Origin of the sequence: Lysinibacillus sp. FSL K6-3209 (assembly GCF_037976175.1) — a bacterium.
GTDB classification, from domain to species: Bacteria; Bacillota; Bacilli; order Bacillales_A; family Planococcaceae; genus Lysinibacillus; species Lysinibacillus sphaericus_D.
This window is the reverse complement of the sequence record NZ_CP150264.1, coordinates 3707901-3734895: the sequence shown is the minus strand read 5'-3', so window position 1 is coordinate 3734895 and position 26995 is coordinate 3707901. Positions and strand designations below refer to the sequence as shown.

20 protein-coding genes are annotated in these 26995 nt (G+C 33.3%); 12 read left to right on the top strand and 8 right to left on the bottom strand.

Translation table 11 applies throughout. The features are described from left to right. Positions 1 to 231 precede the first annotated feature (231 nt). The 4 genes from MHH88_RS18175 to MHH88_RS18160 all read right to left on the bottom strand — a co-directional run bounded on the left by MHH88_RS18175 (position 232) and on the right by MHH88_RS18160 (position 5003). A complete protein-coding gene (locus MHH88_RS18175) occupies positions 232 to 1410 on the bottom strand; it encodes a tyrosine-type recombinase/integrase (RefSeq protein ID WP_339259848.1) in 1179 nt (392 codons plus the stop codon). Positions 1411 to 1489: 79 nt separating this feature from the next. Then, entirely contained in the window at positions 1490 to 1675 is a 186-nt protein-coding gene (locus tag MHH88_RS18170) for a helix-turn-helix domain-containing protein (RefSeq protein WP_258860346.1), read from the bottom strand. An 89-nt stretch (positions 1676 to 1764) separates the two neighbouring features. Next, on the bottom strand, positions 1765 to 3477 hold the full coding sequence (locus MHH88_RS18165) for a YfjI family protein (protein WP_339259846.1): 1713 nt from the start codon (positions 3475 to 3477) through the stop codon (positions 1765 to 1767). A 410-nt stretch (positions 3478 to 3887) separates the two neighbouring features. Next, positions 3888 to 5003, bottom strand: a complete 1116-nt coding sequence (locus MHH88_RS18160) for a competence protein CoiA family protein (protein WP_339259844.1) — start codon at positions 5001 to 5003, stop codon at positions 3888 to 3890. Positions 5004 to 5217: 214 nt separating this feature from the next. On the opposite strand from MHH88_RS18160, the gene drmA reads away from it, so the two are divergent. From drmA to MHH88_RS18110, 10 genes are all read left to right on the top strand, one after another. Then, positions 5218 to 8325: a DISARM system helicase DrmA gene (gene drmA / locus MHH88_RS18155; RefSeq protein WP_339259842.1), complete on the top strand. Its 3108-nt coding sequence runs from the start codon at positions 5218 to 5220 to the stop codon at positions 8323 to 8325. After that, on the top strand, positions 8322 to 10052 hold the full coding sequence (locus MHH88_RS18150; protein ID WP_339259840.1) for a DUF1998 domain-containing protein: 1731 nt from the start codon (positions 8322 to 8324) through the stop codon (positions 10050 to 10052). Before drmA ends, MHH88_RS18150 begins: the two co-directional genes overlap by 4 nt. An 18-nt stretch (positions 10053 to 10070) precedes the next feature. After that, entirely contained in the window at positions 10071 to 13325 is a 3255-nt protein-coding gene (locus tag MHH88_RS18145; protein WP_339259838.1) for a helicase-related protein, read from the top strand. After that, positions 13322 to 14050 carry a DUF4391 domain-containing protein gene (locus MHH88_RS18140; RefSeq protein WP_339259836.1) on the top strand — a complete coding sequence of 243 codons (729 nt, stop codon included), beginning with the start codon at positions 13322 to 13324 and terminating at the stop codon, positions 14048 to 14050. Before MHH88_RS18145 ends, MHH88_RS18140 begins: the two co-directional genes overlap by 4 nt. Beyond that, positions 14043 to 16019 carry a site-specific DNA-methyltransferase gene (locus MHH88_RS18135; RefSeq protein WP_339259834.1) on the top strand — a complete coding sequence of 659 codons (1977 nt, stop codon included), beginning with the start codon at positions 14043 to 14045 and terminating at the stop codon, positions 16017 to 16019. The genes MHH88_RS18140 and MHH88_RS18135 overlap by 8 nt, the downstream gene beginning before the upstream one ends. 12 nt (positions 16020 to 16031) lie before the next feature. After that, complete coding sequence (locus MHH88_RS18130; RefSeq protein ID WP_339259832.1) at positions 16032 to 18986, top strand: DEAD/DEAH box helicase family protein; 2955 nt, start codon at positions 16032 to 16034, stop codon at positions 18984 to 18986. Positions 18987 to 19004: 18 nt separating this feature from the next. After that, on the top strand, positions 19005 to 19220 hold the full coding sequence (locus tag MHH88_RS18125) for a YdbC family protein (RefSeq protein ID WP_315060156.1): 216 nt from the start codon (positions 19005 to 19007) through the stop codon (positions 19218 to 19220). A gap of 67 nt (positions 19221 to 19287) precedes the next feature. After that, positions 19288 to 19737: a hypothetical protein gene (locus MHH88_RS18120; protein ID WP_339259828.1), complete on the top strand. Its 450-nt coding sequence runs from the start codon at positions 19288 to 19290 to the stop codon at positions 19735 to 19737. Continuing rightward, complete coding sequence (locus MHH88_RS18115; RefSeq protein ID WP_339259826.1) at positions 19706 to 19969, top strand: hypothetical protein; 264 nt, start codon at positions 19706 to 19708, stop codon at positions 19967 to 19969. Before MHH88_RS18120 ends, MHH88_RS18115 begins: the two co-directional genes overlap by 32 nt. Positions 19970 to 20066: 97 nt before the next feature. After that, positions 20067 to 21134 carry a DUF4145 domain-containing protein gene (locus tag MHH88_RS18110; protein WP_339259824.1) on the top strand — a complete coding sequence of 356 codons (1068 nt, stop codon included), beginning with the start codon at positions 20067 to 20069 and terminating at the stop codon, positions 21132 to 21134. Between the two features lie 202 nt (positions 21135 to 21336). Here the strand turns inward: MHH88_RS18110 and MHH88_RS18105 are convergent, their stop codons facing one another. The 4 genes from MHH88_RS18105 to MHH88_RS18090 all read right to left on the bottom strand — a co-directional run bounded on the left by MHH88_RS18105 (position 21337) and on the right by MHH88_RS18090 (position 25948). Then, a complete protein-coding gene (locus tag MHH88_RS18105; protein ID WP_339259823.1) occupies positions 21337 to 22257 on the bottom strand; it encodes a ParB/RepB/Spo0J family partition protein in 921 nt (306 codons plus the stop codon). Positions 22258 to 22277: 20 nt separating this feature from the next. After that, on the bottom strand, positions 22278 to 23186 hold the full coding sequence (locus MHH88_RS18100; protein ID WP_066037118.1) for a ParB/RepB/Spo0J family partition protein: 909 nt from the start codon (positions 23184 to 23186) through the stop codon (positions 22278 to 22280). A 26-nt stretch (positions 23187 to 23212) separates the two neighbouring features. Continuing rightward, entirely contained in the window at positions 23213 to 23839 is a 627-nt protein-coding gene (locus MHH88_RS18095; RefSeq protein WP_339259819.1) for a hypothetical protein, read from the bottom strand. A 1764-nt stretch (positions 23840 to 25603) separates the two neighbouring features. After that, entirely contained in the window at positions 25604 to 25948 is a 345-nt protein-coding gene (locus tag MHH88_RS18090) for a helix-turn-helix transcriptional regulator (protein WP_258860361.1), read from the bottom strand. A gap of 115 nt (positions 25949 to 26063) precedes the next feature. Here MHH88_RS18090 and MHH88_RS18085 point away from each other — a divergent pair, with 115 nt between their 5' ends. Beyond that, the gene (locus tag MHH88_RS18085; protein WP_339259816.1) at positions 26064 to 26354 is read left to right on the top strand and encodes a hypothetical protein; all 291 of its coding nucleotides are present in this window, start codon (positions 26064 to 26066) and stop codon (positions 26352 to 26354) included. Then, complete coding sequence (locus MHH88_RS18080; RefSeq protein ID WP_339259814.1) at positions 26355 to 26654, top strand: hypothetical protein; 300 nt, start codon at positions 26355 to 26357, stop codon at positions 26652 to 26654. Positions 26655 to 26995 lie beyond the last annotated feature (341 nt).

Sequence of the window (26995 nt, the reverse complement as noted above, 5' to 3'; positions counted from 1 at the left end):
TTCAGTTTATGTGATAGGCGACGCTTTAGCAAATAAGACATTGTAAGACAACAAAAAACGCAATAGAGTTTTGAGGCTCTATTGCGTATAACTATATGTTTATGCGACTAGATATGTGAAGGTAAAGAGTGAAAAGTCATCGAATGAAGTGAATTCCTTCGTGAGGTATTCTTCGCACATTTTAAGTCTGGTATTTTCTTTTAAATTTCATTTTTCTGTTTTTCCTCCTGATTAATTGATATCAAATTCTTTATAGTAATCAAGTAAACATTGTAAAGTATTTTGTTTTATTTTATTTGTAGCATGCGAATAAAACATATGAGTCGTATTCTCCTTTTTTGAATGTCCTACACGATCCTTAATACCAAAAAAGTCTGCTTCGGCTTCAAGAAGGTGTGTCACGTGGGTATGGCGTAAACCATGAACTGTAACATACTTGATATTAGCTTTATCAATAGCTTCAGTTAGATAGTCATTTGGAGAACTTGTTTTTAAATATTTATTGACTGTGTTATTGAAAATTATCTGTTCGTTATCCGATTTACGAGGTAGACCCAATTGCTTCAACTGTCTAAATTGTAACTCTTCCCATGTTTTCAACATCTCTAAGGTTGTAGGGTCTAAAGGAATAATATGACTAATTTTCCCTTTGGTAAGACCAACATTTTTACCCCTGTTATGTTTTGAAAAGGAGTAAGCTGAATGAATCGAAAGTTGTCCGTTATCAAAATCTACATCAGACCAGGTTAAAACCAATAATTCGCCTTTACGCATCCCTGTATACATAAGAAGACGTAATAAACATTGTTTTTTATAATCTAGTTCGGGTAAAACTTGAAGTAATTTTTTGAAATCTGCTACTTCGATGTAATTATCGTTTTGAGTATGAGGTACTTCCTTTGGAATTCGTGCAAACTTGAAAGGATTTTTATGAATATCTCCGAGACGAAACGCTGTTTCCATAACATCTGAAGCATAGTTAATAATGTGATGAAAATACTTCAGTTTTTTTGAAAGTCCGATAGCAAATTGCTCGCACATTGCGACATTAATTTTTGCTAATTTCTTTTCGCCGAAGAACGGTAAAATATGATTTTTAAAATAACCCTCTGTTTTAGAGTAAGTACTCATCGTAATTCCTGATACTTTATATGCTTCGTCCCAAAATACATAAGCATCTTTAAACGTCTTTAACATATTTGAGGGATTTAGCCCGTTACTAAATTCAAATTTTAACTTTTCAATTGCTCGCTCCGCTTGTTTTACAGTTTTAAATTTACTTCGAGTTACGATTTTTTCTTTACCTGTTAAAGGATCAACGCCAAGGTATACGGTAAAACGAAATACTGTTGTTCCATCCTTTAATTGATATGATTTAATTTGTGGGTACTTTTTTGAAATATTTTGCATGTTATATATCCTCCTCGATTGAATTTTATTTAATTGAAGAGATTAATTTTGCGAAGTAATTCCCCTCAAATTCCTAGTTTTAAAAGCTATTTTGTTTCATAAATTCATCTAATGCTGATTTTGATACACGTCGAATACGACCGATTTCTGCTACCTCTAATCCCTTTGCACGAAAAGACATTAGCGTTTTGTAAGATACATTTAAATACTCAGCAGCGGTTTTTAAATTCATCCATTCTTCATTTTCTAATTCACGTGGTTGCATTGAATTTCCTACCTTTCTCTAATCTAGCTTTGTTGTTTAAAAGCTGGAAATATAATAACAGCCGTTTTTTCATATTCGAATAGCTACTGTTAAGTTTTTTTATCTTTGTTTACAAAAGGTGATAAGATAATAAATTCTTTTCGTCCTGATTTACCACCGAAGTCAAACTGGATAAAACCGCGCTCTTCTAAAATTTTTAATGATAGGTTAAAGGTTGGGGCAGTAGTAAAAATCTTTTTTGTCTTTTGCCATAAATCTTGCTTAGAAACTTTACGCTGTTTCTTTTCTTCTGTTAGTAGTTCTAACTTACCTAGTAAATATTGAGCCATATCGTTCGATTCTTTGCTAAACATGATGCCATAAGCGTTAATAATTTGGGAATCAAAATATTCCTTTAACTTTAGTGCTGCCTTTAAAGTTTTTACTTCAATTGTTGTAGGAATATCTGATTTGTCCTTTGCAATGTCGGTGTGTTTAGCAACATGTAATAAACCTGTAATTCGTAATAAATTACCGATAATTTTCCCACCCCAACTTTTTAAAGAGTCACAATATAGCTGTTCTGGTAAAAATAATGTCTCCACATGGTGTTCAAATTTCTTCAGGACATCGTATGATTCCGAGGAAAGTTCAAGTGCAATAGAATCTTTATCTTCGAAATTTAGTAGTTTAGAAATTAAATTGTTATATAAATATTTAGTTTCTGAATCTACTGGTTTAGCATTGTACACATCTCGTTTACCTAATAAATCTTCAGGCATAGAGATTAAAAAACGAGGAATTAAGCCTCGATCAATGATTTTCTGAGGCATATCCTGAATAACGGTCGGCTGGGCTGAGATGCAAATTGTTACTAAAGGTTCTTCTATTCGTTCAGTATCTCTTGAGATTCGGTCAGTTCGCAGGTAGTCACCCGAATAACCCTTTAAATACACATCTAGTTTACTTGCTTCAAATTTAATAGATGATTTTAACCGTTCAAATAAATCTCCTTCTGAAGAGGCAATCGCAATACGTTCAGAATTTTGGGAAATCCTAGATACTATTACTTCTTCAGTTGAGTTATCTAAAATGAGAGTTGGAGCTGGCTTTGGTTTTAATTTTTCTCTTAAGGTCCACAAATTTTCCAAATCGTCTAGTGGCTCAGTGTCACCTGATTTTGCATATTCATTTTCAAGTTTATCTATACGCCTATTTAGTAAAGATAGATGTTTTTCATTCTTTTTCTGCACTTCTTGATGCGATTTAATAAGATTCGATTCATAATCGAATAAAGGTCCAATCATTAATCCAAAAACAGCCGACTTACGATTTGATGCTTGTAATAGCACGGCTGTGTATGTGTTTAAAGGTTCTTTCCATCCTTTGATTGGTTCAACGTGAAACTTTTTTTGTAAAACAGTTGATAGTACACCAATTAAACAAATTGCAGCAAGATCTACTGGGGTCTGTGTAAAGCGACTTACTGCTAAAACCATATTTTTTAAAGTGTTAGGAAAAATATTAACGTCAAATTGCTTTAGAGCTGATTCTTCAAATGTTATGGGTGGTTGCCATTCAAACCCATACTCATCTAGGCTATTAATACTTTCGTACAACTCTTCATACAACTCTTCATACAATTTAATACTTGATTGTTGTCCGTCGCTTTGAACATTAGATGGCTTTTCCTTAGCATGTTTTTTTTCACTTTTAATATCTAGTTCTAATTTAGCTTCAGCTAATTTTAGTTCTGAAAAATCGTCTTCTACTTCTTGATTTTCTTTTTGTTCGAATTCATTACATTCCTGATTGTTTTGCATATCGAATTTTCCTCCGTTATTACTAATTTCATGCCTAGGTACCTAAAGATTAAAAAAATGCATTAATAGCAACCCTTCCTTCTAGGATGCTGTTGAATCCTAGAAGGACTAAAAAGGCTTGTCCTACTAAAATTTGAAGTATTCTACCATGGCTTTTTAAGTATTCGAATAACTTTGATCATTTTTTTGATTATTTTCGAAAATGTAAATGGCAGTGAATTGTTTCAAATCTGCAAATCATTATATCTTTAAACTTTTTAATTCTTATAGGTCTAAAGAATCTTTTTGAAGGTTGTAAAATAGTATTGTAATTAGCAATGAAAAAAGCAAAAAGGGTCACCCGTTAGGACAACCCTTTTCGCTTTTTGATATATGATTTGGTTTCAATTGAGGAAAAATAAATTTTGCATTTAATTATTAGAAAGGAAGGCTTTCATTACTAGTTCACGCTTTTTATCCTTATCTGATTTTACATAGTTACTTTGACTATATCTTTCTAAAAATGTTTGCTGGTTTTCGATAGCTTGTTTTCTGTTTTCTTCCGCCGCTAACTTAGCTGAAAGAGCCTTTTCTTCAAGTTGGCGTTCAAAAGCTTCCTTTGCCTGTAAAAAATGTTCAGCGTATTTTGATTGATTATTAATTTCGATGTCTAGGTCCGCTAGGCTAAGTTTTTCATTGTTTATTTTAAATGCTTGAGCAAATGTTAGTTTATAAGGCATTGAGAAGAAGTGTGCTTTAAGTGGTAAAGTGTTTGGGTGTTCTAAAACATGGAAAGCTTCAATAGAAATGGCTTCATTAGCAGGCGTAATATACATTATACTTTTCACGTTTAAGTCTGTTTTAGGTAACTTTAGTACTGCCTGTAGGTCCCCTAATTCCCCTAGTTGTTTTAAAAAATTCTTCCAATGAATATCCGCTTTTTGACTTGTTAACGCCTGTAGTTCGGTTTTCCATAGAACAAGTGATTGTCCATCAATATCAATGCCCAGATGGTTGCGCTCAATGAAAAATAGTGGTTCATAACCTAATGATGCATAATAATTTTTTTGATTTTGAATGGATTTTGCAATAGCTTGATCTGTAGAAGCAGTAATGTGAGTGACAACTATAATTGCGTACTTATAATTATTAATTTTTAAAGTGATGTCTGGAATGTGTTTTGAAAAGTCCTGGTTTAGATATCCTGGGTTGACTGTAACGTGTGGATAAACTTTTGCTAATACATTTAATTCGTCGTTTATTAAAGCTACTATATGTGGTTGTCGTGGTGTGTCGTTCTTCTTTTGCTTTTCATACTTGTTATAACGTGCTTCGCTTTGTTTGGATGCTTCACAACTCTCCCCATGCAAATGTGAAAAGAAATTCCCTAAAATTTCTCCGCTTTTTACATATAACTTTGCTTTGCAGTATTGGCAAATAAACGTACCTTTTTTGGCAATTTGCTTGTAATTATCTATTTCAACGGCGGGTAAATTTTGTGGGATTATGTATAGTTTCTCTTCGTTCGTATGCCAAGCTTCTCTCATAATATAACCTCCTATAAAATGATATTTATAAGGTATACGGGTAATATCAGTAGAAGGTTTCAATATTTTTACATTTAAATAGGTTGGATTCTAAATATAGGGAATTTATACAAAATATTTTAAATTATCATTATTCTACACAAAATTTACTTCCTTTAATTACAAGGTGCTATAATAGTAGAAACTACCTAAAGTGAAAGGCTGTGTAAGTCAGATGGAGCAATATTCAATTTTACGTAAAGACTTAATTCATGAATTAGAATCATATTTAGTTGGCCCACGCAGAGAAGATGAAATACTTGGTGAAAACATTAGACCGATGCAGTTTTATTTAACAGGTAAATTAGTTCCGTTAGGTTCAACATCGGATGTAGTAAATGAGCGAGATAACGCAATAGAAACGCATATACAAGTAAGTGAAGAAGAGTTAAGTGAGCAACTTACAACAAAGAAGCTCTTTCGTCCTTCTACGATGGGATTTAGTTTTAAATTACAGGAATTAACGACTGTTGAAATAGAAGCATCTTGGGCTATCTATGAGGATAAAGAACATAAACGTATGTCACAATCAGAAAAGTGGCAAATTGACCTTTCAAAAAATAGAACCGATTCGCTGGAAAATTTGAATGACTCTAAGTACGGCAAAGTACGTTATACCGTTACTTATCGAAATAACTTGTATCACGTAAATATTTTTTTAATGAATAGTTTAAAGCGGGAACAGTACCCATTACAAAATGAGGTCATGTTTCAAAGCTCGTTAAAGGTACATATACCTACAATTCATGTTGCTAAATTTACATCAAAGGCTGATCAGTATAATGTCCAAAATGAACTTCTTTATCGTGATAAAGAAGAGCTAGCAATAGGGCATGGTGTAGGGGTTGATTGGGAAGTAGTTGGAAATATTACAACGATTTATTCAACATGGATGCCACGATATGAATTGCCGAATGTGGAGCATTGTAAAATCGAAAATCAGTCATTTAAGATGAAGGATTTAAGTGAATATACTGCAGATATATTGAAAGAAAAATTAAGTGTTATACCAGCAGCTTATAAATTGTGGTTGAATCATGAAATGCAAATAGTAAATGAGCTACAAGATCATTTAAAAGTTGAGGCAGAACAAAACGTTTTAAAAGTAAATGAAATTATTCAACGTTTAGAAGAAGGTATTTCACTTGTGACGGAAAGTAACAACTCTCTATGTTATCTAGCGTTTCAGTTTGCTAACCGCGCAATGTTATTGCAACGTGCGCAATCTTCAGTGGCTCAAACATATCGTACAACAGGTGAGCGAATAAAACCCACATTAGATGGCGAATGGCGTTTATTCCAATTAATATTTTTACTCATGAATATTGCAGGCGCATCGGATGAACAACATCGAGATAGAGAAATTGTTGATTTAATTTGGTTTCCAACTGGTGGCGGTAAAACAGAGGCGTATTTAGGAGTAGCTGCTTATGTCATGGCTTACCGCCGATTATTAGCGCCAAATCAAATAGACAAGTACGCTGGAGTTACAGTTTTTATGCGATATACATTACGTTTATTAACAACTCAACAATTCCAACGGGCTGCAGCTTTGATTTGCGCGGCAGAAGTTTTGCGTAAGCCGAATGCAAAATTATTTGGAGAAGAGCCATTTAGTATAGGGCTGTGGATTGGAAAGGATTCATCACCTAATAAATTTGAAGATGCAATGGATAAGCTTGAACAATTACTAGAAGGTAAGGAAGTTAAAACTGGCAATCCTATTCAGCTAATGCATTGTCCATGGTGTGGGTCGGAACTAGGTCCAGAGCAGTATGAAATTAACTATAATTCTCAGAAAATATGTTGTTCTAATAATGAATGTACTTTTAAACATGGGATTCCTGTATATACAATCGATGAGGCAATTTACAAGAAGTTACCAACATTGTTAATAGGCACAGTGGATAAAATCGCACAGTTACCATGGAAACAAGATATGCATGAGCTATTTGGAAATAAAAATGTTTATCACCGAGAGAAAGGATTTGAATATAGCGAATCTACTCCAAGAGGATACAGTCGTATTAATCGTTTGAAACCACCTGAATTAATCATTCAAGATGAGCTTCATTTGATTTCAGGTCCACTAGGCTCTTTAACAGGCTTATATGAGGTAGCGATTGATTTATTAACAAGACATAATGGAAGACCGGCTAAAGTCATCGCTTCAACTGCGACGATTAGTGGTGCGGACGAGCAAATTCGAGCGCTCTATGGACGAAAAATGCAGCAGTTCCCATTAGCTGTGCAAAAAGTAAATGATAATTTTGTTTCAAAGGAAGTCCCTACTTCTGAAAAGCCAGGGCGATTTTATGTAGGAATATGTGCGCCGGGGGTAAGTAATAAAATTCAAGCGATTCAAACATATAGTGCTTATGCAACAATTACCAGAAGTGAACCAAAGTATAAACAAGATCCATATTATACAATGCTAGGTTATTTCAATACGGTTAAAGAATTGGCAGGGATGGTCACTACGTTTAAAGACGAAATAAACTCACGATTAAATATGTTAGATCCAACTAACAAATTTGAACACGATTTAATAGTTGAAGAATTAACTAGTCGAAAAAAAGCCCAAGAAATTCCTCAATTACTCACGCAAATGGAAAAAACAATGGATGAAGCGGGCGTTCTTGACGCAGTACTCGCAACGAATATGATTTCTGTAGGCGTCGATGTGGATCGTTTAGGAACGATGATTGTACAAGGACAACCTAAAACGACTTCAGAATACATTCAAGCAACAAGTCGTGTGGGGCGTAAATATCCAGGGATTGTGTTTATTCTATTAAATTCACTGCGTTCTAGAGACTTATCACATTTCGAACGTTTTAAAGTGTATCATCAAGCGTTATATCGTCATGTAGAAACGATGAGTGTGACCCCGTTTGCTAAAGGGGCATTATATAAAGGGTTGACAGGTACATTTATTGGGTATATTCGTCAAACGATTATGGAAATCAATGCTGAGCAAAGTCCGAAAAAAATAGTACAGCTACAAAATAAAGTAGATACTGCTACCGTTCAATTTTTAGAAAGAGTCCTGGAAGCTTACGGTGCAACAATCGAATCGGAAGTAAAGGATATATTAGAATGGTGGCAAGAGCAAGCTTTCAAATATGCAGAAAATACATTAGCCTATAAAGAATCGAAATATGTAAAAGCATATTTATTAAAAAACTTTAATGAAGAAGTAAAAGTAAAAGATGCTCGTCCAGCTATGATGTCACTGAGAAACGTAGAAGCAGCTATTGAAATTGAGGTGTTAAAATCATGACCGAACAAAATGAAACAATCAGACCGTCCCAATTAATATATCAATCAGGACCAGGGGCAATCGTTGAACTATTAAATCAAAGTGTTATTGTTAAATCTGCGGATCAGTGGCAAACAAGAAGGGCGCCACAAGAAAAGGATGTCCGAATTACATCTTTTCTTGGTGTAGATCATGTACGTATTTTAAATGAAAATCCTGATAAACAAAAAATAAAAGCAGTTGAATTCCCAAAATGGAAAATCTGTCCGAAATGCCACAATATGACGAGGTATGATAATGCTACGTGTTACTATTGTACGCGCAAAAATGAAGACGATCTACAGGAGCTATATGCAAGCCGTTTTGTATTAGCATGTGAAAATGGACATCTTTCGGATTTTCCTTATGATGAATGGATTCATCGAAATAAGCCTTGTACAGAACAATCTAAAGATCCGCGATTAATGTTGAAAACGCGTGGATCAAGTGGATCATTATCAGACTTACACGTAATTTGCTTGCATTGTAAGCATAGTGAAAGTTTGGGGAATATTATGAAGCCCGAAGAAAGAGATAATCACAGTTTATTTGATTGCCAAGGGGAAAGACCTTGGATTAGTGAAAGTGCAAAACAGAAATGTAACTGCAAAATGAAAACAACATTACGCGGGGCCTCTAATGTATATTCACCGTCGATTGTGAGCTTTTTACAGGTTCCTTTAACAACTTCTAGCTCTGAATTCGATGTTCTATATTTAGTAGAAAAAGATAAAGAAAATTTTAGTAAAGCGTATCTAGGTATGGGTGAATCAGGTCTTGAGATGGCGTGTAGTTTCAAAAATATCCCTTCTTCATTTGTACCTATTATCAAACGATATTTAGATGGGGAAATAACGCTTGAAGAAAGTTCGACCTATGAATCGATTAAAAAGCAGGAGTGGAATACATTAATACAGGATGAAATAAACGAAGAACATTTTTCATCTAAAAAAGTCGACATTGCACCAATTTTAGTACCGTATTTTGATGGTATTTTCCGCATAGATTCTGTACCGGAAGTTCAAGTGCTAAAAGAATTTACTCGTCTAGATTACATTGATCGGTTTACAGATGATGAAGTGAAAACACAGCCAGTCGTTATAACAAATGAACCCAAATGGCTACCTGCTGTGCGAAATTACGGTGAGGGTATTTTCTTTCAATTTAATATAGAGAAGTTACTACAATGGGAACAAACCGAACAGGTAACGAGCGCTATTATTAAGTCATATAATGCTTACCGTGAAGAATTTAATAATACTCAATTAGATATTTTGCCACGTCAAATCTTGCTGCATACATTTAGTCACGCATTGTTACAACAATTAGCTGCTCATTGTGGTTACACAACGACATCTTTAAAAGAGCGTATTTACGCGAGTGAAGATATGTATGGCGTATTTATTTACACTGCTTCTGGCGATTCAGAAGGAAGTTTAGGTGGTTTAACAAATTTAGCACAGAGTGAGAAGTTATTACCTATTATTATTAGGTCGTTGGAGAAAATGAGCTATTGTTCTTCAGATCCAATCTGTTCAGACGGAGAATTTGAATATCATACGTCAGCGAACGGGGCGGCATGTCATGCATGTACTTTCGTATCTGAAACATCTTGTGAATGGGGCAATTTATTGTTAGATCGTCGCACATTAATCAATATTAATCCGAATGAAAAAGATGGTTATTTCGATCAATTATTAGAAATGTAAGGTAAGAGGTGTAGATGGTTGAAAATAGATTTAGTCGATAATAAAGGGAACAACACCCTCGTCCAAGTTATGAAAAATGAAATAAAAAAAGGTTCCAAAATTGCAGTTGCTTCTGCAAAATTTAGTATGAATGTCTTTCAAGAGTTAAAGAAAGCGTTAGCTAAAGGTGAATCTTTACGTTTTCTCTATACAGAGCCAACTTTTTATAAACAAGAAATCGATGAAAATAATCAATTTAAATTGGTAGAACGAAAAGGCCAACAGATTCAGTTAGAGGGAAATCAGTTTGAAATTCCTTTACGAAATCAGATGGTAGCTAAACAGATCGCAAGAGAATTATCAGAATGGATTCGTGAAAATGCGGAATTTAAAACGATTTTAGGGGAAGTAATGTATCCTAAACAAATTATGATTAAAAACAAAACAGATGAAGACGTTTTTATTCAATCGGAAATTGAATTTACAGCGGATGGATTAGGCATTACACCTTCGAATCGACAAGCTAGTTATACTGTCATGAAAGAAACGATGGGTGTTACACAAAACATGCTCTCAGAGTTTGATAGACTTTGGCAGGATGAAACAAAATCTAAGGAAATTACTGCTGAAGTATTGCAACAACTGGACGCCTTTTATAAAGAAAATGCACCAGAGTGGCTATATTTTGTCACGCTTTATAATATTTTTTCTGAAAATCTAGAAGGTCTTTCAGAGGATAATATTATTAAAGAGGGAACCAATTTTAAAGATACGGTCATTTGGAATAAGCTTTACCCATTCCAACGTGACGGTGTACTCGGCATGATTGATAAAATGGAGAAATATAATGGCTGTATTTTAGCTGATAGTGTCGGGTTAGGGAAAACTTTTTCGGCTCTAGCAGTCATTAAATATTATGAACTGCGAAATGATCGTGTACTAGTTTTATGTCCGAAAAAACTACGTGATAACTGGACTGTCTATACGCAGAACGATAAAAGAAATGTCTTAAATGAAGATCGCTTTAACTATGATGTATTAAATCATACAGATTTAAGCCGTGAAAGCGGTATGTCAGGTGAAATACGTCTCGATACGGTAAATTGGTCAAATTATGATTTAGTTGTAATCGACGAATCGCACAACTTCCGCAATAACAATGCGCACAAGGGCCGACTAACGCGCTATCAAAAGCTTATGCGGGATATCATTAAAAAAGGTGTAAAAACGAAAGTGCTATTACTTTCTGCTACACCTGTAAACAATAAAATGAATGATATTAAAAATCAAATTGCCTTTATTATGGAAGATAATGACCATGCACTACAACAAGAAGGTATTGAGAGTATTGAACAAACGTTACGAGCTGCACAAGCTGCGTTTAATCGTTGGACAGCATTGCCGGCACCGAAGAGAACTACAGAAGAATTTTTAAATATGGTCGAGCAAGACTATTTCCAATTGCTTGATTTATTAACGATTGCTCGTAGTCGTAAGCATATTGAAAAATATTATAACGTTGAAGATATAGGTAGTTTCCCAACACGATTAAAACCGATTTCAATTAAAGCGGATGTGGACACAGAACAACGCTTTGTAGAAATGAACGAAGTCAATGAGCGTCTGGAGTCATTAAGTTTTAGTATTTATCAACCAATGAAATATGTCTTACCACATAAACGTAAGCATTACGAAGAAATGTATGACACAAAAGTAAAAGACGGTCAATCGACTTTTAAACAAACGGATAGAGAATATGCAGTAGCAGCATTAATGAAAGTTAACTTGTTCAAACGTTTAGAAAGTTCAATTCATGCATTTAGGCTTACGCTTGAAAAGTTAGTCGCACGAATGCAAGGGACACTTCAAACTTTAGAGCTTCAAAACGAGCAAACATATTCGGAACAGTATGACGATGCAACGGAGCTTGATGATGAGCAACTTGAAGCAATCACAGTTGGTAGTGACAAAGTTCAAATTCAATTAAATGATATTGACGCATTAAAATGGGCAGGCGATTTACGTGCTGATTTAGCTACATTGCAGGATTTATTGCAACAAGCAACGCAAATTTCGACTACGCGCGATGCAAAGCTTGAACAATTAGTAAATTTAATTCAAGAAAAAATCGATAACCCAATAAATCCAGGAAATAAAAAGGTTATCATTTTCTCAGCCTTTGCTGATACAGCCAAATATTTGTACGACCATTTATCAGAGCGTTTACTGAATAAGCAGCTTCATTCCGCGTTAGTTGTAGGAAGCGGAGCGAACAAATGTACATTAAAAGGTGTTCGGTTAAAAGACATTAATGACATATTAATCAACTTTTCACCGAAATCGAAAGAACGACACAAAGTGGATAATAAACGTACAGATGAGATTGATATACTTTTTGCGACAGACTGTATTTCAGAAGGTCAAAACTTACAAGACTGCGATTATTTAATTAACTATGATATTCACTGGAACCCAGTACGTGTAATTCAACGTTTTGGACGTATTGATCGTATCGGCTCAACAAATACACAAATTCAACTAGTTAACTTCTGGCCGAACATGGATTTAGATGAATACATCAATTTGGAAGAACGTGTAAAAGGACGTATGAAAATATTAAATACTTCTGCTTCGGGGGAAGAAGATATTTTAGATGCGTCATCAAAGGAAATGAATGATTTAGAATATCGTAGAAACCAGCTAAAAGCGTTGCAAAATGATGTATTAAACTTAGAAGATGTTTCTGGTGCTATTTCAATTACTGACTTAACGTATACGGATTTTAAAAGCGATTTAAGTACAGCGTTAAAATCATATAAAAAAGAGCTAGCAATTGCACCGAAAGGCTTATATGCAGTTGTTAGTAATGAGATTCTGCCAGAAGCACAGCCAGGTGTTATTTTCTGCTTTAAACAGTATAAAGACGTAGCGATAGAAAGTAATAGTCTTGCTCCATACATCTTATTGTATGTTACTGATGCAGGTGAAGCGTTTATTCATTACACACATGCGAAGAAAGTTTTAGATGTTTATCGTAAACTAGTACTTGGAAAAAAAGAGCCTGAGATTGATGCAGTTCAATTGTTCAATGAACAAACAAGTGATGCGTCGGAAATGGAGCATTATCAGGATTTATTGAAGCAGGCGGTAAATATAATTAAAGATAAACAAGAAGAGGTTGGGTTTGAAAGCTTGTTTAGCTTCGGTGCAAATACATTACAAGCTCAGTTAGACTTAGGTGACGATGAAATCGAATTAATTTCATTTCTAGTTGTAAAGGATGAAGCGCAATGAATGAAAGCCAGTTATTAAAAGCAATCAGTTTTCCTAAAGCAACACAAATACTGAAAACATTGCCGTATAATCAAATGGAAAACAAGCTAACAACTGCTCAAAAAAAAATCATTTCTGAACAAATTGTTTCGAGAGGTATTCGTATATTAGCGACAATCCAAACTAATAATACGAATATTAAAGTATTTGAAAGTGAAACAGAGCGTTACGATTCAATCGTTTTTTTAGCAGTAAACGTAAAAGAACTAAAGAAGTTAGCACAAATTTTTAAAGTGTTTATGAGCATTTTGCCAAATCCATTGGTTATTTTATTCTTTGATGAAACACGTACTAAATGGGTGTTTGCGACACATGAGAAGAAAAAGGATGGTTTGTTAGCAAGTAAAACTCTTTATGAGGTGCAAGAAATCGTAACACTTCAACAAGTGGAAGAACAGTTGAACTTTGAAAATCTTAATAAAACTAATTTAAAAACGTTTTATGAATCGTGGCTTGAGCGATTGTTACAAATTGAATTACATTCTCGTTATAACATTTATTCACCAGTTTCATTACAAAATAATTTGCTAGAGAAACTCGTTGTCATGGAAGCACAAATTGATGATTACGTGAAGCAGGCAAAAAAAGAAACACAACTTAATAAGCGTATTGAGTTACAACAAGCAGCAAATAAAGTAAAGCTTGCAAAAAAAGCATTAATAGAAAAGGAGCAAGGTAATGGTTAATAAAATGAACGGAGAATCATTAGATATAACGGCACAAAATATTGCACGTTTAAAAGAATTATTCCCAGAAATCTTAACAGATGGCGATAAAATTGATTTTGATATGCTCAAAACAGTATTAGGAGAAGTTGTAGAAACGGAACAAGAACGTTACCAGTTCACATGGCTTGGTAAGAAAAAAATGATCTTAGGCGTTCAAAAACCTTCAAAGGGTACATTACGACCTGTTTCAGAAAAAAGTAAAAACTTTGATACAACAGAGAACCTTTATATTGAAGGAGATAACTTAGAAGTATTGAAACTTCTACAAAAATCGTATAATGGCAAAATTAAAATGATATATATCGATCCTCCATATAATACGGGGAATGATTTTATATATAAAGATAACTTTAAGGATGGTATAAATAATTATTTAGAGCAAACTGGTCAAATAGATTCTGAAGGAAATAGGCTTTCAACGAACACGGAAAGTAACGGAAGATTTCATACAGATTGGTTAAATATGATTTATTCTAGGTTGAAAGTTTCTAAAAATTTGTTGAGTGAAGATGGTATTGTTTTTATTAGTATAGATGACAAGGAACAAAGTAACTTAAAGAAAGTTTGCGATGAAATATATGGAGAAAATAATTTTATTGCACAGTTAATTCATGTAAATAATTCTTCAAAAAATCAAGCAAAGCATATAGGCACTAATCACGAATATTGTTTGGTATATTGTAAAAATAAAAATAGTTTAACAAATTCTAATTGGAATGTACCAAAAAATAATATTAAAGAATTTATTAAACGGGCAAATTATTTAGTTTCACAAAACTTAAGTCAAACCGAAGTTGAAAATGAATTAAAACAACTAGTTAAATATCCTAGATTTTATGACTTTGACCATTATTATTATGTTGATAATAAAGGTGTATATAGAACCGATAATCCGGGTGGAGTTTCTGATGGAAATACTGAAAGTGAAATCATTCATCCTATAACTCAGAAACCATGTAACAAACCTTCTCATGGATGGCGATATAAAGAAAGTACTATAAGGGAAATGGAATCACAGAATATGTGGCACTTTGGTAAAGATGAAACAATAATACCTACTCCTAAGCGATATCTATTGGATTATCCTGTTCAAACTCCTAAATCTGTACTATTCTATGATTCACAAATCGATTCGAAAATTTTGTTGAAAGAGAAATTATTTTTTGATTTCCCTAAACCGGTTGCATTCATTAAACAACTTTTAGTAATGCATACAAAAAAAGATGATATAGTTTTGGATTTCTTCTCTGGCTCAGCAACTACAGCACATGCAACGATGCAACTGAACGCTGAAGATGGTGGGAACCGAAAATTCATTATGGTACAGTTACCAGAAGTTTTAGATGAAAAATCAGAGGCTTATAAAAATGGTTACCGTACAATTTGTGATATTGGTGAAGAACGTATTCGTCGTGCAGGAGAAAAAATAATAGCTGAACTAAAAGAAAAGCAACAAAAAGCGGGTATGCTTGATGAAAATACTGTAGATCTAGATTCACTTGACATTGGCTTTAAAGTGTTAAAACTTGATACATCTAACATTCGTGAATGGAATGTTGATTTTGCTAATTTAGCAGATGAACTAGATTTATATGAAACTCCGTTTATCGATGGTCGTTCAGAGTTAGATATTGTGTATGAAATTATGTTAAAACAAGGTTTAGAGTTAACATATCCAATTGAAACATTTGAAGAAAAAGGAAAAACGATTTACGACATCGCTTATGGAAGTCTGTTCATTTGTTTATCACAAGAGATTACGACAGACATTGCTAAAGCGATTATTGCACGCCGTGATGAGCATGGTACAGAGACAAGTAGCGTGATTTTCAGTGATGCAGGTTTCAGCAATGATTCAGATAAATTGAATTGTATGGAGATTCTAAAAGATGCAGGTTATCCAGAAGATAACTTGTTAACGATTTAGAGGTGAGTAGAAATGAAAATTCAATTTGATGAATTAACGTATCAAACAGATGCAATAAACGCTGTATTAAGTGTATTTGAAGGGCAACAAATTCGTAAGTCAGAATTTACGATTATGGATCAAGATGCACAAGGAAAGCTATTTGGTGAAAAGGGAATCGGAAATAAAATAGATGTCTCGGAAAGTAAACTTTTACAAAACGTGCAGCAAATTCAAATTAAGCAAGGTATTCCGATTACTCAATCTATCCCATCTCTATTTCCACAATTTAATATCGAAATGGAAACAGGGACAGGGAAAACATTCGTTTATTTAAAGTCGATATTAGAAATGAACCGTAAATATGGATTTACTAAATTTATCATTGTCGTTCCTTCTGTAGCGATTAAAGAAGGGGTCATGAAGACGTTACAAATGACAAAAGATTATTTTAAAACGCAAATGCATGGAATTGTTTATCGCGAATTTATGTACGATAGTTCTAAGTTAGAGAATGTACGAGCATTTGCTTCAAACGAAAATGTGGAAATTATGGTTATCAACATTCAAGCATTCAATAGTGAAGATAATATTTTTAATCGTAATGATCGTGATAGCTTATATGGTATTTCACCTAAGGATTATATTGCGGAAACGAATCCAATTGTCGTGATTGACGAGCCACAAAGTGTAGATAATACAGCCAATGCAAAGGCTGCGGTTGCCGCCTTAAATCCGTCGTTTGTTTTCCGTTTCTCTGCAACGCACAAAGAAGAAGGTTATCCTCTACTTTATAAATTGGGACCAGTTGAAGCGTATCAAAACAAGCTAGTAAAGCAAATCGAAGTGGCAGGCGTTAAACGTACAATCGATGGTAATGTGGCTCACTTACGATTACTAGGTATTAAAGCGACAAAGACTTCTGTTACAGCAACCGTAGAGGTTTTTGAAAAAAAGAAAACTGGCATTGAGAAAAAGATTATCTCATTAAAGAAAAATGATGACTTAGTAAAAAAGACAAAGTTAACGGCGTATGAAGAGATTGGTTATGTTCGCGATATATCGTCTGAAAAAGATAATGAGTACATTGAGTTTTCAGGCGAGCCATCAGTTATTCATTTAAGCCAGGCACACTATGCCGATTTAGAGGTTAAGCGCGGTCAAATTCGTAAAACAATTGAGGAACACTTAAATAAAGAGCTAAAGCTAAATGCTTCTGGAATTAAAGTGTTAAGTCTTTTCTTCATCGATAATGTAGCAAACTACCGAAAGTACGATGAGGAAGGTAAGCATTATTTAGGTGAATATGGTCAAATTTTTGAAGAAGAGTATAAGGATGTATTAAAATCTCCTAAATATAAAAAGCTTCGTGATTGTCATGTTCCTGTTGAAGAAGTGCATAATGGATACTTCTCAATCGATAAAAAAGGTAATTTTAAAAATGGTGGGGAAAAGGATGAAAGTGCCTTTCAAATCATCATGAAAGACAAAGAAGATTTACTGACGATGTATGATGAAGAAAAAGGGAAGACGAAAACAGCTCATAAATTGCGTTTTATTTTCTCACACTCAGCCTTAAAAGAAGGATGGGACAACCCAAACGTCTTCCAAATTTGTACGTTAATTGATTCGAAAGATGAACTTACGAAGCGCCAAAAAATCGGTCGAGGTCTCCGCATAGCTGTTAATCAAAATGGTGAGCGTGTACATGGCTTCGAAGTAAATACATTAACGGTTATGGCAAACGAAAGTTATGAGGACTTTGCAAGCGGTTTACAACATGAGTATGAAAAAGATGGCATGGAGTTTGGTATTTTCACGAACGAAACCTTTAGTTCTCTAGTTTTAGAAGTAGATGAGCTTACTGGATATCAAAAACCATTAGGTCATGAATATTCGAGAAAACTTGTTGAATATCTAACTGAGCAAGAATACATTGATTCAAAAGGTAAAGGGACCGTTGCATTAGCGAAAGCTATTAAAGATCAAGTGTTTGAACTGCCTGAAGAGTATACAATACTCGCACCAGATATGACGGAGAAGGTTATTGCTGCAATTGAGTTGAAGTTTAATACGGAAAAGGTCGAAATTAAAGATCATGCGAAAAAAGAAACGGTTAGATTAAATAAAGAGGCGTTATCTGGACCATTTATTGAACTATGGGAACGCATTAAATATAAAACGACTTATTCGATTTATTTTGATAGCGAGCAATTTATTAAAGATGCAGCAGACAAATTACGTGATGAACTCCTAGTACGTATTCAAAAACTCGAATATGAGCGCAGGCAGTTAAAAATTGAAGAAGCGGGAATTGAAGAAAAAACTACTGTTAAAACAAGCTTTAGCACGGTTCAGCGTGAATATACGAAAGCACCAGATATTTTAACAGAGTTACAACAAGATACAAAGCTGACTCGTAAAACGATAATTGCTATTTTAAAGCAAAGTGGCACGTTACATGATTTTAAACGTAATCCACAAATGTATATGTTAGAGGCAGCACGCATTATTAATGCTGCAAAGCGATTAGCGATGGTTGATGGCGTTAAATATGAAAAACTAGAAACAGAAGAAGTGTACGATCAAAGCTTATTCAATCAAGAAGAAATTGAATCGTATGAAGATAGTATTGTGAAAGTTTCAGACAATCGTTCTCCTTATGATCATGTTATTGTTGACTCTAACATTGAACGAGCTTTTGCAGAATCGTGCGAACAAGATCCGAATGTAAAGTTTTATATTAAATTGCCAGCAGATTTTAAAATCAAAACACCGCTCGGAAACTATAATCCTGACTGGGCATTATCTGTTGAAGAAGACGGTAAAGAGAAACTGTACTTTATTGTGGAGACAAAAGGAAGTGTAGCGGCGGAAGATTTACGCAAAACAGAAATAGGAAAAATTCGCTGTGGAGAAAAGCACTTTGCCGCTATCAATACAGGCATAACATTCAAACGAGCAGTCGAACTAGAGCAAATTTACTAAAAGTTAGGGGATTCTTAAATGGCAGAAATCAAATTTGAAGTTGTTGAACACATTGGTGTGTTATCTGAATCAGCAAAAGGTTGGAAGAAAGAATTGAACCGTATTAGCTGGAATGGTAATGCCCCGAAATATGACATCCGCGAATGGGCGCCAAATCGTGAGAAGATGGGGAAAGGTATTACGTTGTCGGAGGAAGAATTTGAAGCGTTAAAGGGCTTGTTAAATCAAATATAACGAACAGAGAGCGTATCATGTTTTTAAACTGGTACGCTTTCATTTTAAATTTATGGAGGGTTTTTTTATGCACTTAGAATTAATCAACAATACATTAACAACCATGCTACTTGACTGTATTAGCCATTATCCAAAGCGCGGTCAGCAAAAGGAATGCTTTGGTTTAATATTTGGTGAACAAAATGAAATGTCAATCGGTGAATATACGTTTCCAATTGGGAACGTTATTGAGAAAACAGCGGATAGTGTATTGCCAGATGAATATGTAAATATCATACTTAGAGAATCGAGAAAGCTAGTAACGACGAGTGATTTTGTAGCATATTATCATAGCCATCCATATGATGAGCTGTTCGATTCTTGGGCAGATCCAAGTGTTGGTGATGTTCGTTTTGCACAATCTATAGGGGAAAACCACCTACAAATTATTTTTGCTGTCGTAAAAAATGAAGCGGAAGATTCGAATGCTAATCTTCAGTTTGAATATGCAACTGATAAACAATATCTTTTTTTTTGATAAGAAAGGAAGACGGACAAATGTTTTTCCTAAACATGAGCTAAAAAGTGAAAATGGACAAATTATTACAGGTTATTATAAAGATTATGATTTCCAAGTAAGAGCGTATTTTTGGACTGGGCAAGCTCTTGAAGAAGTACATCTATACTCATCCGAAGTGGAAATGAATCTATTATTACACAAAACAACATCATACTCGAACAATTGCCAAAAGAAGCAATGTATCATTTGAAAAAGCTAGAGTACTCTTTACGCTTAGCAAACAAAGATAAGTATAAAGAAAAAATTCCATATTTTATTGAAAAAATTAAACAAGTAGGTGTGAAATAGTGTCACAAAAATTACAAGAAATTTTATACGGAATTAATCCAAGTTTAGCTGAGCTAACGCAAGATATCGAAAAGCTCCTTTTTGTTTCACCCAGAGCAGCGATGCAAACAGCGCGAACAATGGCAGAAACTTTAGTTCGTCAAGTTGCACAATTGGAAGGGTTTGAGCATAGCGAGTTCAATTTCGGTGAATTACAAATGAAGTTAAAAAATGAAGGTATTGTTACCCCGACAACGGATAATGCGATTCACTTCGTTCGTCGCCAAGGAAATACAGCAAGTCATGATGGTACGCGCAAAATGTTAATTAGAGAAGCATTAACTTGTTGGGAGTATCAACATTTGATTTTGACATGGTTTATCGAAATATATGCATCACCAGAAATTGAGGTACCTGAGTATATTGAGCCGATTCCTGAGAAAAGCACGGCTGATAGTGAATATTTAATTGAACATATTGAAGCATTAATGCAGACGTTTGTACAAAAACAGCCGAGGCCAGAAAATGTTGTAACCGAGCAAAAGGTTAGTCGCAGAATTTACTATAAAGAACAATTTGTAGAGATACCAGATTTTTTACGTGATGCATTTTTATTGCCACAGCGTTTCCCAAAATCGACAACGTTTTTAATTCGTTTGAATGGGGAACAGCAAGCACATATTATGAGTGAACTGCCATATCAATTAGAAGGTATGCACCGGCATGTAAAGCGATTTAAAGAAGTTAATGATGAATGTTTCTTTGAAGAATTACGATTATTCGTTGAAGAAGAACAAAAGCGCAAAATATTGATGGAGCAATATCGCGGCGAAGTCTTGTTATTTTACAAATCAGATTTTGTTATTTTAACAGAGGCATTAGGAAATGTTGCGTTAACGAAGGACGACTTTCCTGGGCAAACGAGCTTGCTTAACTCGTTACAAGAACAAGGTTTTTTACATGTTAAAGATCTCCCGAAAGAGCTAGTACTATTAGGCAAGTACCGCAATGTCGGCGAGACGGCATTAGCGAATTTATTTAATCAGTTGAAGGTGAAGGGAATGGAGTTTACAAAGGTTGAGATTTAAGGTTAGTAAAGGGTGTGTTACTCTAGTATAAAGAAATATATATAAGAAGAAAATATGCTACAAGCAAATAAAGTGTAAGAAGATAACCTAATTACCCCATCGGTTCTGGCCTCCAGTAAGTGTTACGAAGGAAGAAGGATATATTAAAGGGTTGACTAAAAGTACATATGCCTTTAAAGATTTGGCACATGTACAAATATAGTTATTTATTTAAGTATTCTTCAAGTTCTTCTTTTTTCAACTTAATAAAAATGTCTAGTGATTCTAGCTCTTTAAACAATTTAATGGAGTCTTCAGTATTATTAGTGTCCATTTGAGAAATTTCGGTAGTTCTTTTTTGTAATGTTTTAATCTCTCTTTTAATTTTTGAATCGATGATTATTTCATCTTCTTCAATCAAAGAATAAACTTCCATATAATTCATTTTAGGTGTTCTAAAAAATGTTTTTAGAACGGATTTAGGAGCAGTTTCTAACAATTTATCTGATCTCAAATGATTGGAAGTAATTCTTTTGTGTTCAGCTTTATTAACTAGACTATCACGAATCATTTGTTCAGAAAGTTCCTCTACAATATCAGGGTGATGTTGTTTTAATTGCCCAATAAAATCTACTATTCTTGCTAATATAGTAATGGAAAGATTCTTTTTCTGAAGTTTTTCTTCAATATCCATATGAGGATAATAATTAAAAACTTTTAAAGCTTCTCGTACAACTTTCACTCCTTTGTCCGTTTTATATGCAAGCTCTTTCATAGTCCAATTTTCTGTACTATTATTAGAAAGGTCAAAAATATATTTACCCCATTCATAGGTAGTCCAATCCTCCTTACCTCTTTGAGCTGAAGAAAGTCTATCTAATTCTTCTTCAATACTCTCAGGAGGAGAAACAACATATACTGGTATTTGCTTCATTCCAATTTGGTTAGCTGCATAATGTCTACGATGACCAGATAAAATAATATATTTTCCATCTTTCGGATAGCAAGTGATAGCAGTTTCCCATCCACGATTTTCAAGAATACGTTGTAATTTTTCAGAGTCAATTTTATAGTCTTTGCGGGGGTTTAAAGGGTTGGGTTTTATTTGTTCTATAGGGATATATTTTAAATGTAAACGTGTCATTTGATTACTCCTATCTGTTATTAATTAGAATTTAATTTTTTTAATAAGGTTTCAACTTGATTCTCTAAGTTCCTGATTTCTTCTAGTATTTTTGATGCTTCATTTTTTCTGTTGTATTTAATACCATTAATGTTTTTTGTCGCCTTTTTTATGATGGATACATTTGTTTTGACATCATAATTTTTAGTTGTGTTATTTAATAAATTTACTTCCTGTATAAAAGAAGATATTTTCTTGTTTGGGTCAAAGAGAAAAGTCATTAACTCATTTTGGGTAGCCTTTTCTATATAATTGCCCTTTAAAATTTCACTGTGTAGACACTTGTTTTCAAATTTTCTAAGCATTATCTCTTTAATATATTTTTCGCCTAAATCATGGTACAAGTTGGGATGGAATTTTTTCACTCTTAAACACCATAGGCGAATGGTATCTAACATATTTACAGAGTAGGTATTATTGTTTAACTGAACTTCAATTTCATTTCTCTCGTAAAACTTACCCACAGCAATGCGTTTTTTTATTGTGGGAATAGACTCACTTAATTTAATTGCAATATCTTCGATTTTAGAATTTAAATCATTTTCAAATAAATTTATAGTGTGCGTAATCCATTCATATGGACTCCAATCAGTTTGATTACCTTGAATTGATCCCAATCTTTCTAATTCTTCCAAGGTGTTTTTAGGTTCTGGAACTAAATAAATAGGGATTTCTTTCAATCCAAGAGACTGACTCGCTTGCCATCTTCTGTGACCACTAAGTATGCAGTAAAAAGGACCAGATTTATAAGCAACGATAGCTTCTTCAAACCCTTTAGTCTTAAGAATATGTTTCATTTCTTTTGATTTGAAATTAGGGTCCTTTCTAGGGTTTTTGGGATTAGGAATGACTCTATTTATATCAGCCCAAATGAGTTTGTTAGTTAGCATAGTTATAGACTCCTATATGTTCAAAATTAGTTTTTGTTTTTTGATGCTTTTCTTTTTCTTTCACGATCTTTTTGTTTTTTATATTCATCTCGGCAGTGAGGATGGAGAATGGTTCTATGATTGCTTAAATTACTTTTTTGTTTTGGTGTAACATTAAAAATAGGCTCTTTACAGAAGCTACAAATGTAATATTCTTTTTTCATGTGGATGTATTTAGCGGTAATAAAAAAGAGATATTCTCGTACAGTATTAAATTTAAAAGTAAGTATAGGTGAAGCATCTGTAAGTGTTGGTACAATTTGCAGTTCAGGATTAACAACAGAAATCTCTGAGTTAATCAAGCTATATATTCGGTTTATAGCATTTCCAGATGTACTATTCTTTTTTAAGTCATCTAATAACATTTTAATTTCATTAGTTAGACTATTTAGGAATCCTGCGTTATTAAAAGACACAAAAATAAAGTTTTCAACTGTAAGTTTATCTGTGATATTTTTCAGATCTTCTCGAGGAAGTAGTTTATAAAGCAAAGGAAAAAAATCTTCCATACTTATATACTCGCCTTTAAAAGGTAACTTATGAGCTAGATGAGTAATGGACTTTATGTCTTTAAAATCTGTTGATAACAATATTAAGAAGATGTCATCATTCATTATATAGACCTCTTTTTCTAAAGTAATTAATAATAATGAAATGATAATAGTTATTAAGTCCTTATTCAAGAAGGAAACGGGGTGGAAATGATAAAATGGTTCTAAATAACTTTATAAATACCTTTTTTAGGTAATACAAAGTACTTTGGATATAATTTTTTCGGTTCTTGAATTTAAAAAGAGATCGTTCTATTGCAAACATTGAGTTATAGATAAGTTAGAGGAGTTGTTTGGTAGTTTAGTCATTCGGTAATCCGGAGTGTAGAGATTAGTAACTGCTTTTCTTTTTTTCAGTGCTGCTAGGACCGTTGTATTCTATGTAACCACTATTAGCCAAACATGCCATTAATCCTTACTTACTTCGTTTTTATCAAAACAGCACCAACAAGAAATGTCGCAGGATGTGTTAGGGGATGAACATTCACTTTATAAGAGACTTGGAATAAAAGTTGATAGCATTTGCTAAAAAGGTGGTTTATATTATTGTAGTTAAAGAAGAGTGTGAAAGTAAATAAAATAATAAATGCCTAAATTGTAAGTGCCTTTGAGAAATAGAATACCTTTAATCCTTAGGTATTTGAAGTCACTAAAAGACTCTGATTAAAGCTAAAAATATTACAAAATAGTCCCCAAAAATGTGATGTGATGTGACTTATATATTTTTTGATCATTATAGGGGTTTTCCAGAGATATTTGTCTGCTCGGAAGCCATGTAATTGCACGTATGAAACATAGACGTATAAAGGCCTTATATAGGTTTGGGGTTATGAAGTCGTTCATACACTTAAAGGGGTATACTTAGCTATACCCCCTTAAGTGTATGAAACGATGGTTGAATAGATTAAAGAAATTAGAAATTTATTAATACGGAGGCATAAATAATGAAAAAATCATTCGTAATAAAATAAGTTGCAAACAGTGTAATGACAATTGAATCTTAGCATAATTATGATTTTAGGTACTATAAATGTAATTCAATTTTTAAGGATGGAGGCAAAGAGTATCAGAAGTTTGGAGGGCATAAAATAATCCAGAAGAAGGAACAACGGTAGATGATTATATAGATTTTAGTTATTCAATTTATGATGAGAATGGATAATTAATTTTGACACTATTAAAAATCGCTATAGCTTTCTATCATTTAAAACGTAAAGCAAATATTAGTAATGCCATTTACATCATAACAGATAGTTAGATTCCTAATTATTAGCGAACCGCTTCATTTGAAATCCCCTAAATGATATCGAATAGATACTATTAAAAGTACTTATTTGCCAATATGATAACTAATAATAGTTACTATAAAAAATGTTATAGTAACCATTATCGGTGACTATTCAGAATCCCTTCTATAAAGGGGAGATGACCAGTTTAGTCAAGTAGCAATATGTTTAATATTATCAATTTAAACTATTGGTTACTATAAAAGAGCCAATAATGGCAACCACTAGTGGTAACTATTCAGAGTCTCTCTTCTAAAGGTAAACATTTGGTTTTAGTTATAATAAATAAAGTTTTAACTCTATATGTAGCATGTAAAGGAATAATCTCAATTTCCAACGCAGCTCTTCCATTTTGTCATTCTAATATTAGACAGTCTTTAAAGTAAATAAGGATTTTTTTAAATAGTTCGGCTTTGAGTATATTTCGCGTATTCAATTTTTGCTTTTTTACTAGTAAATTTAGTATTTTGAAACAAAAACACTTCCAGGTATTATCTTTAAAAAGTAAAAATCGCCACTTAGATTCTAAGTAGCGATTTTTTCATTTTACATATGGTTGTAATAAAACATACAGCCCCTTTTTTTGATCATCTGATAACTGCTGGATGATATCAATTAATTTGTCGTCGATGGTTTTAACTTCTACAGGAGAGACATCTAATTTAAAGTCCATTTGCTTTTCGACCATAGCAAAAAATTCAGTTAGTGTAAGTTCAAATACTTCACATACATTTGATAGTTGTGCAAAGTTTATATCAGTGACACCGCTTTCTAGTCTAGAGATTGAGGCCTGAGATAGTGCGACTTTATCGCCTAATTCTTGCATACTCATATTGTTTTGTTTTCGTAAACTTCTTATTGTACGTCCGATTGATACTGAATTCATCGTCCTATCAACTCCAGTTAATTAGTCAATTTAAGCGTACAATTATTCCGTTTTACAATCAATATTTAATGTTTTATACTATTATTGAGAATTCTAAAAAACTGCATAAAAGGAGATGGCTATTATCGATAATTTTAATGCAGCAATGCAACAATTTTTGAATCAACGCGTTGATGGAGTATTGTATGAAATCAGTTTAAATGTAAAAAATGAAGGTTTATCGCAGAGTATCGACAAATTGCTAAATCAATCTAATTTATCTTTGAATAAAGAGGCACGGGATGAATTTACAGAAAAAATTCATGATTTAGTGTTTGAGTATCAGCATAATATTCTGCAACAAGTTTATCTAGTTGGGTTTCTGGATGGATTAAAACTTGATTCTAAAATGAAAGAGGTCTTATAAATGCTAAAGTGGTACAACGGTCAAATTACAATTCAGTTAAGTACAATTGTTGAAGAACAAGAAGATAGCACAAAAGAACGCAACTCTGCACACGATGCTATCAGTCTCGATTTTTTAACTGAATTAAAAGAGTTAGTGAAGGCTAAGGGCTACTCTTCAAATTTCGTTGGCTTTGATTTGCAACTCGCTGGCGATGCTACTTCGACTGACATTGAAGAGTTAGAGAAAAATGTTCGTCAAGCTAAAGCGAAGGAAGATGTAATTCGAGGAAAAGCTACTGTTACTAAAATTTATTTTTAATACGTGGACGTTAAACAGTCATTTTCTGTTGATTGTTTAACGTTTTTTATTTAAAAATTTATTTAATCATATTACAGATTAAAATAATCTTACGAAGGATAAGATACTAAAAAATTCAGGAATTATGAGAATTAGAGGGTGATGGCAATTCTAGTATTGAAGAATAAAAGCAACAATTTGAAAAGGATTTATTATACATATATCCGAAAAGAGAAGAAGACGAGCGAAAGAAAGGATACTTCTAAACACAATTCGATTTAAAGTTCTACCTATTCAAACTACTAATGAGATTTCGAAACTTTTACAAATCCTTGCAAATGTGGGAGTTCCAACTATAATTA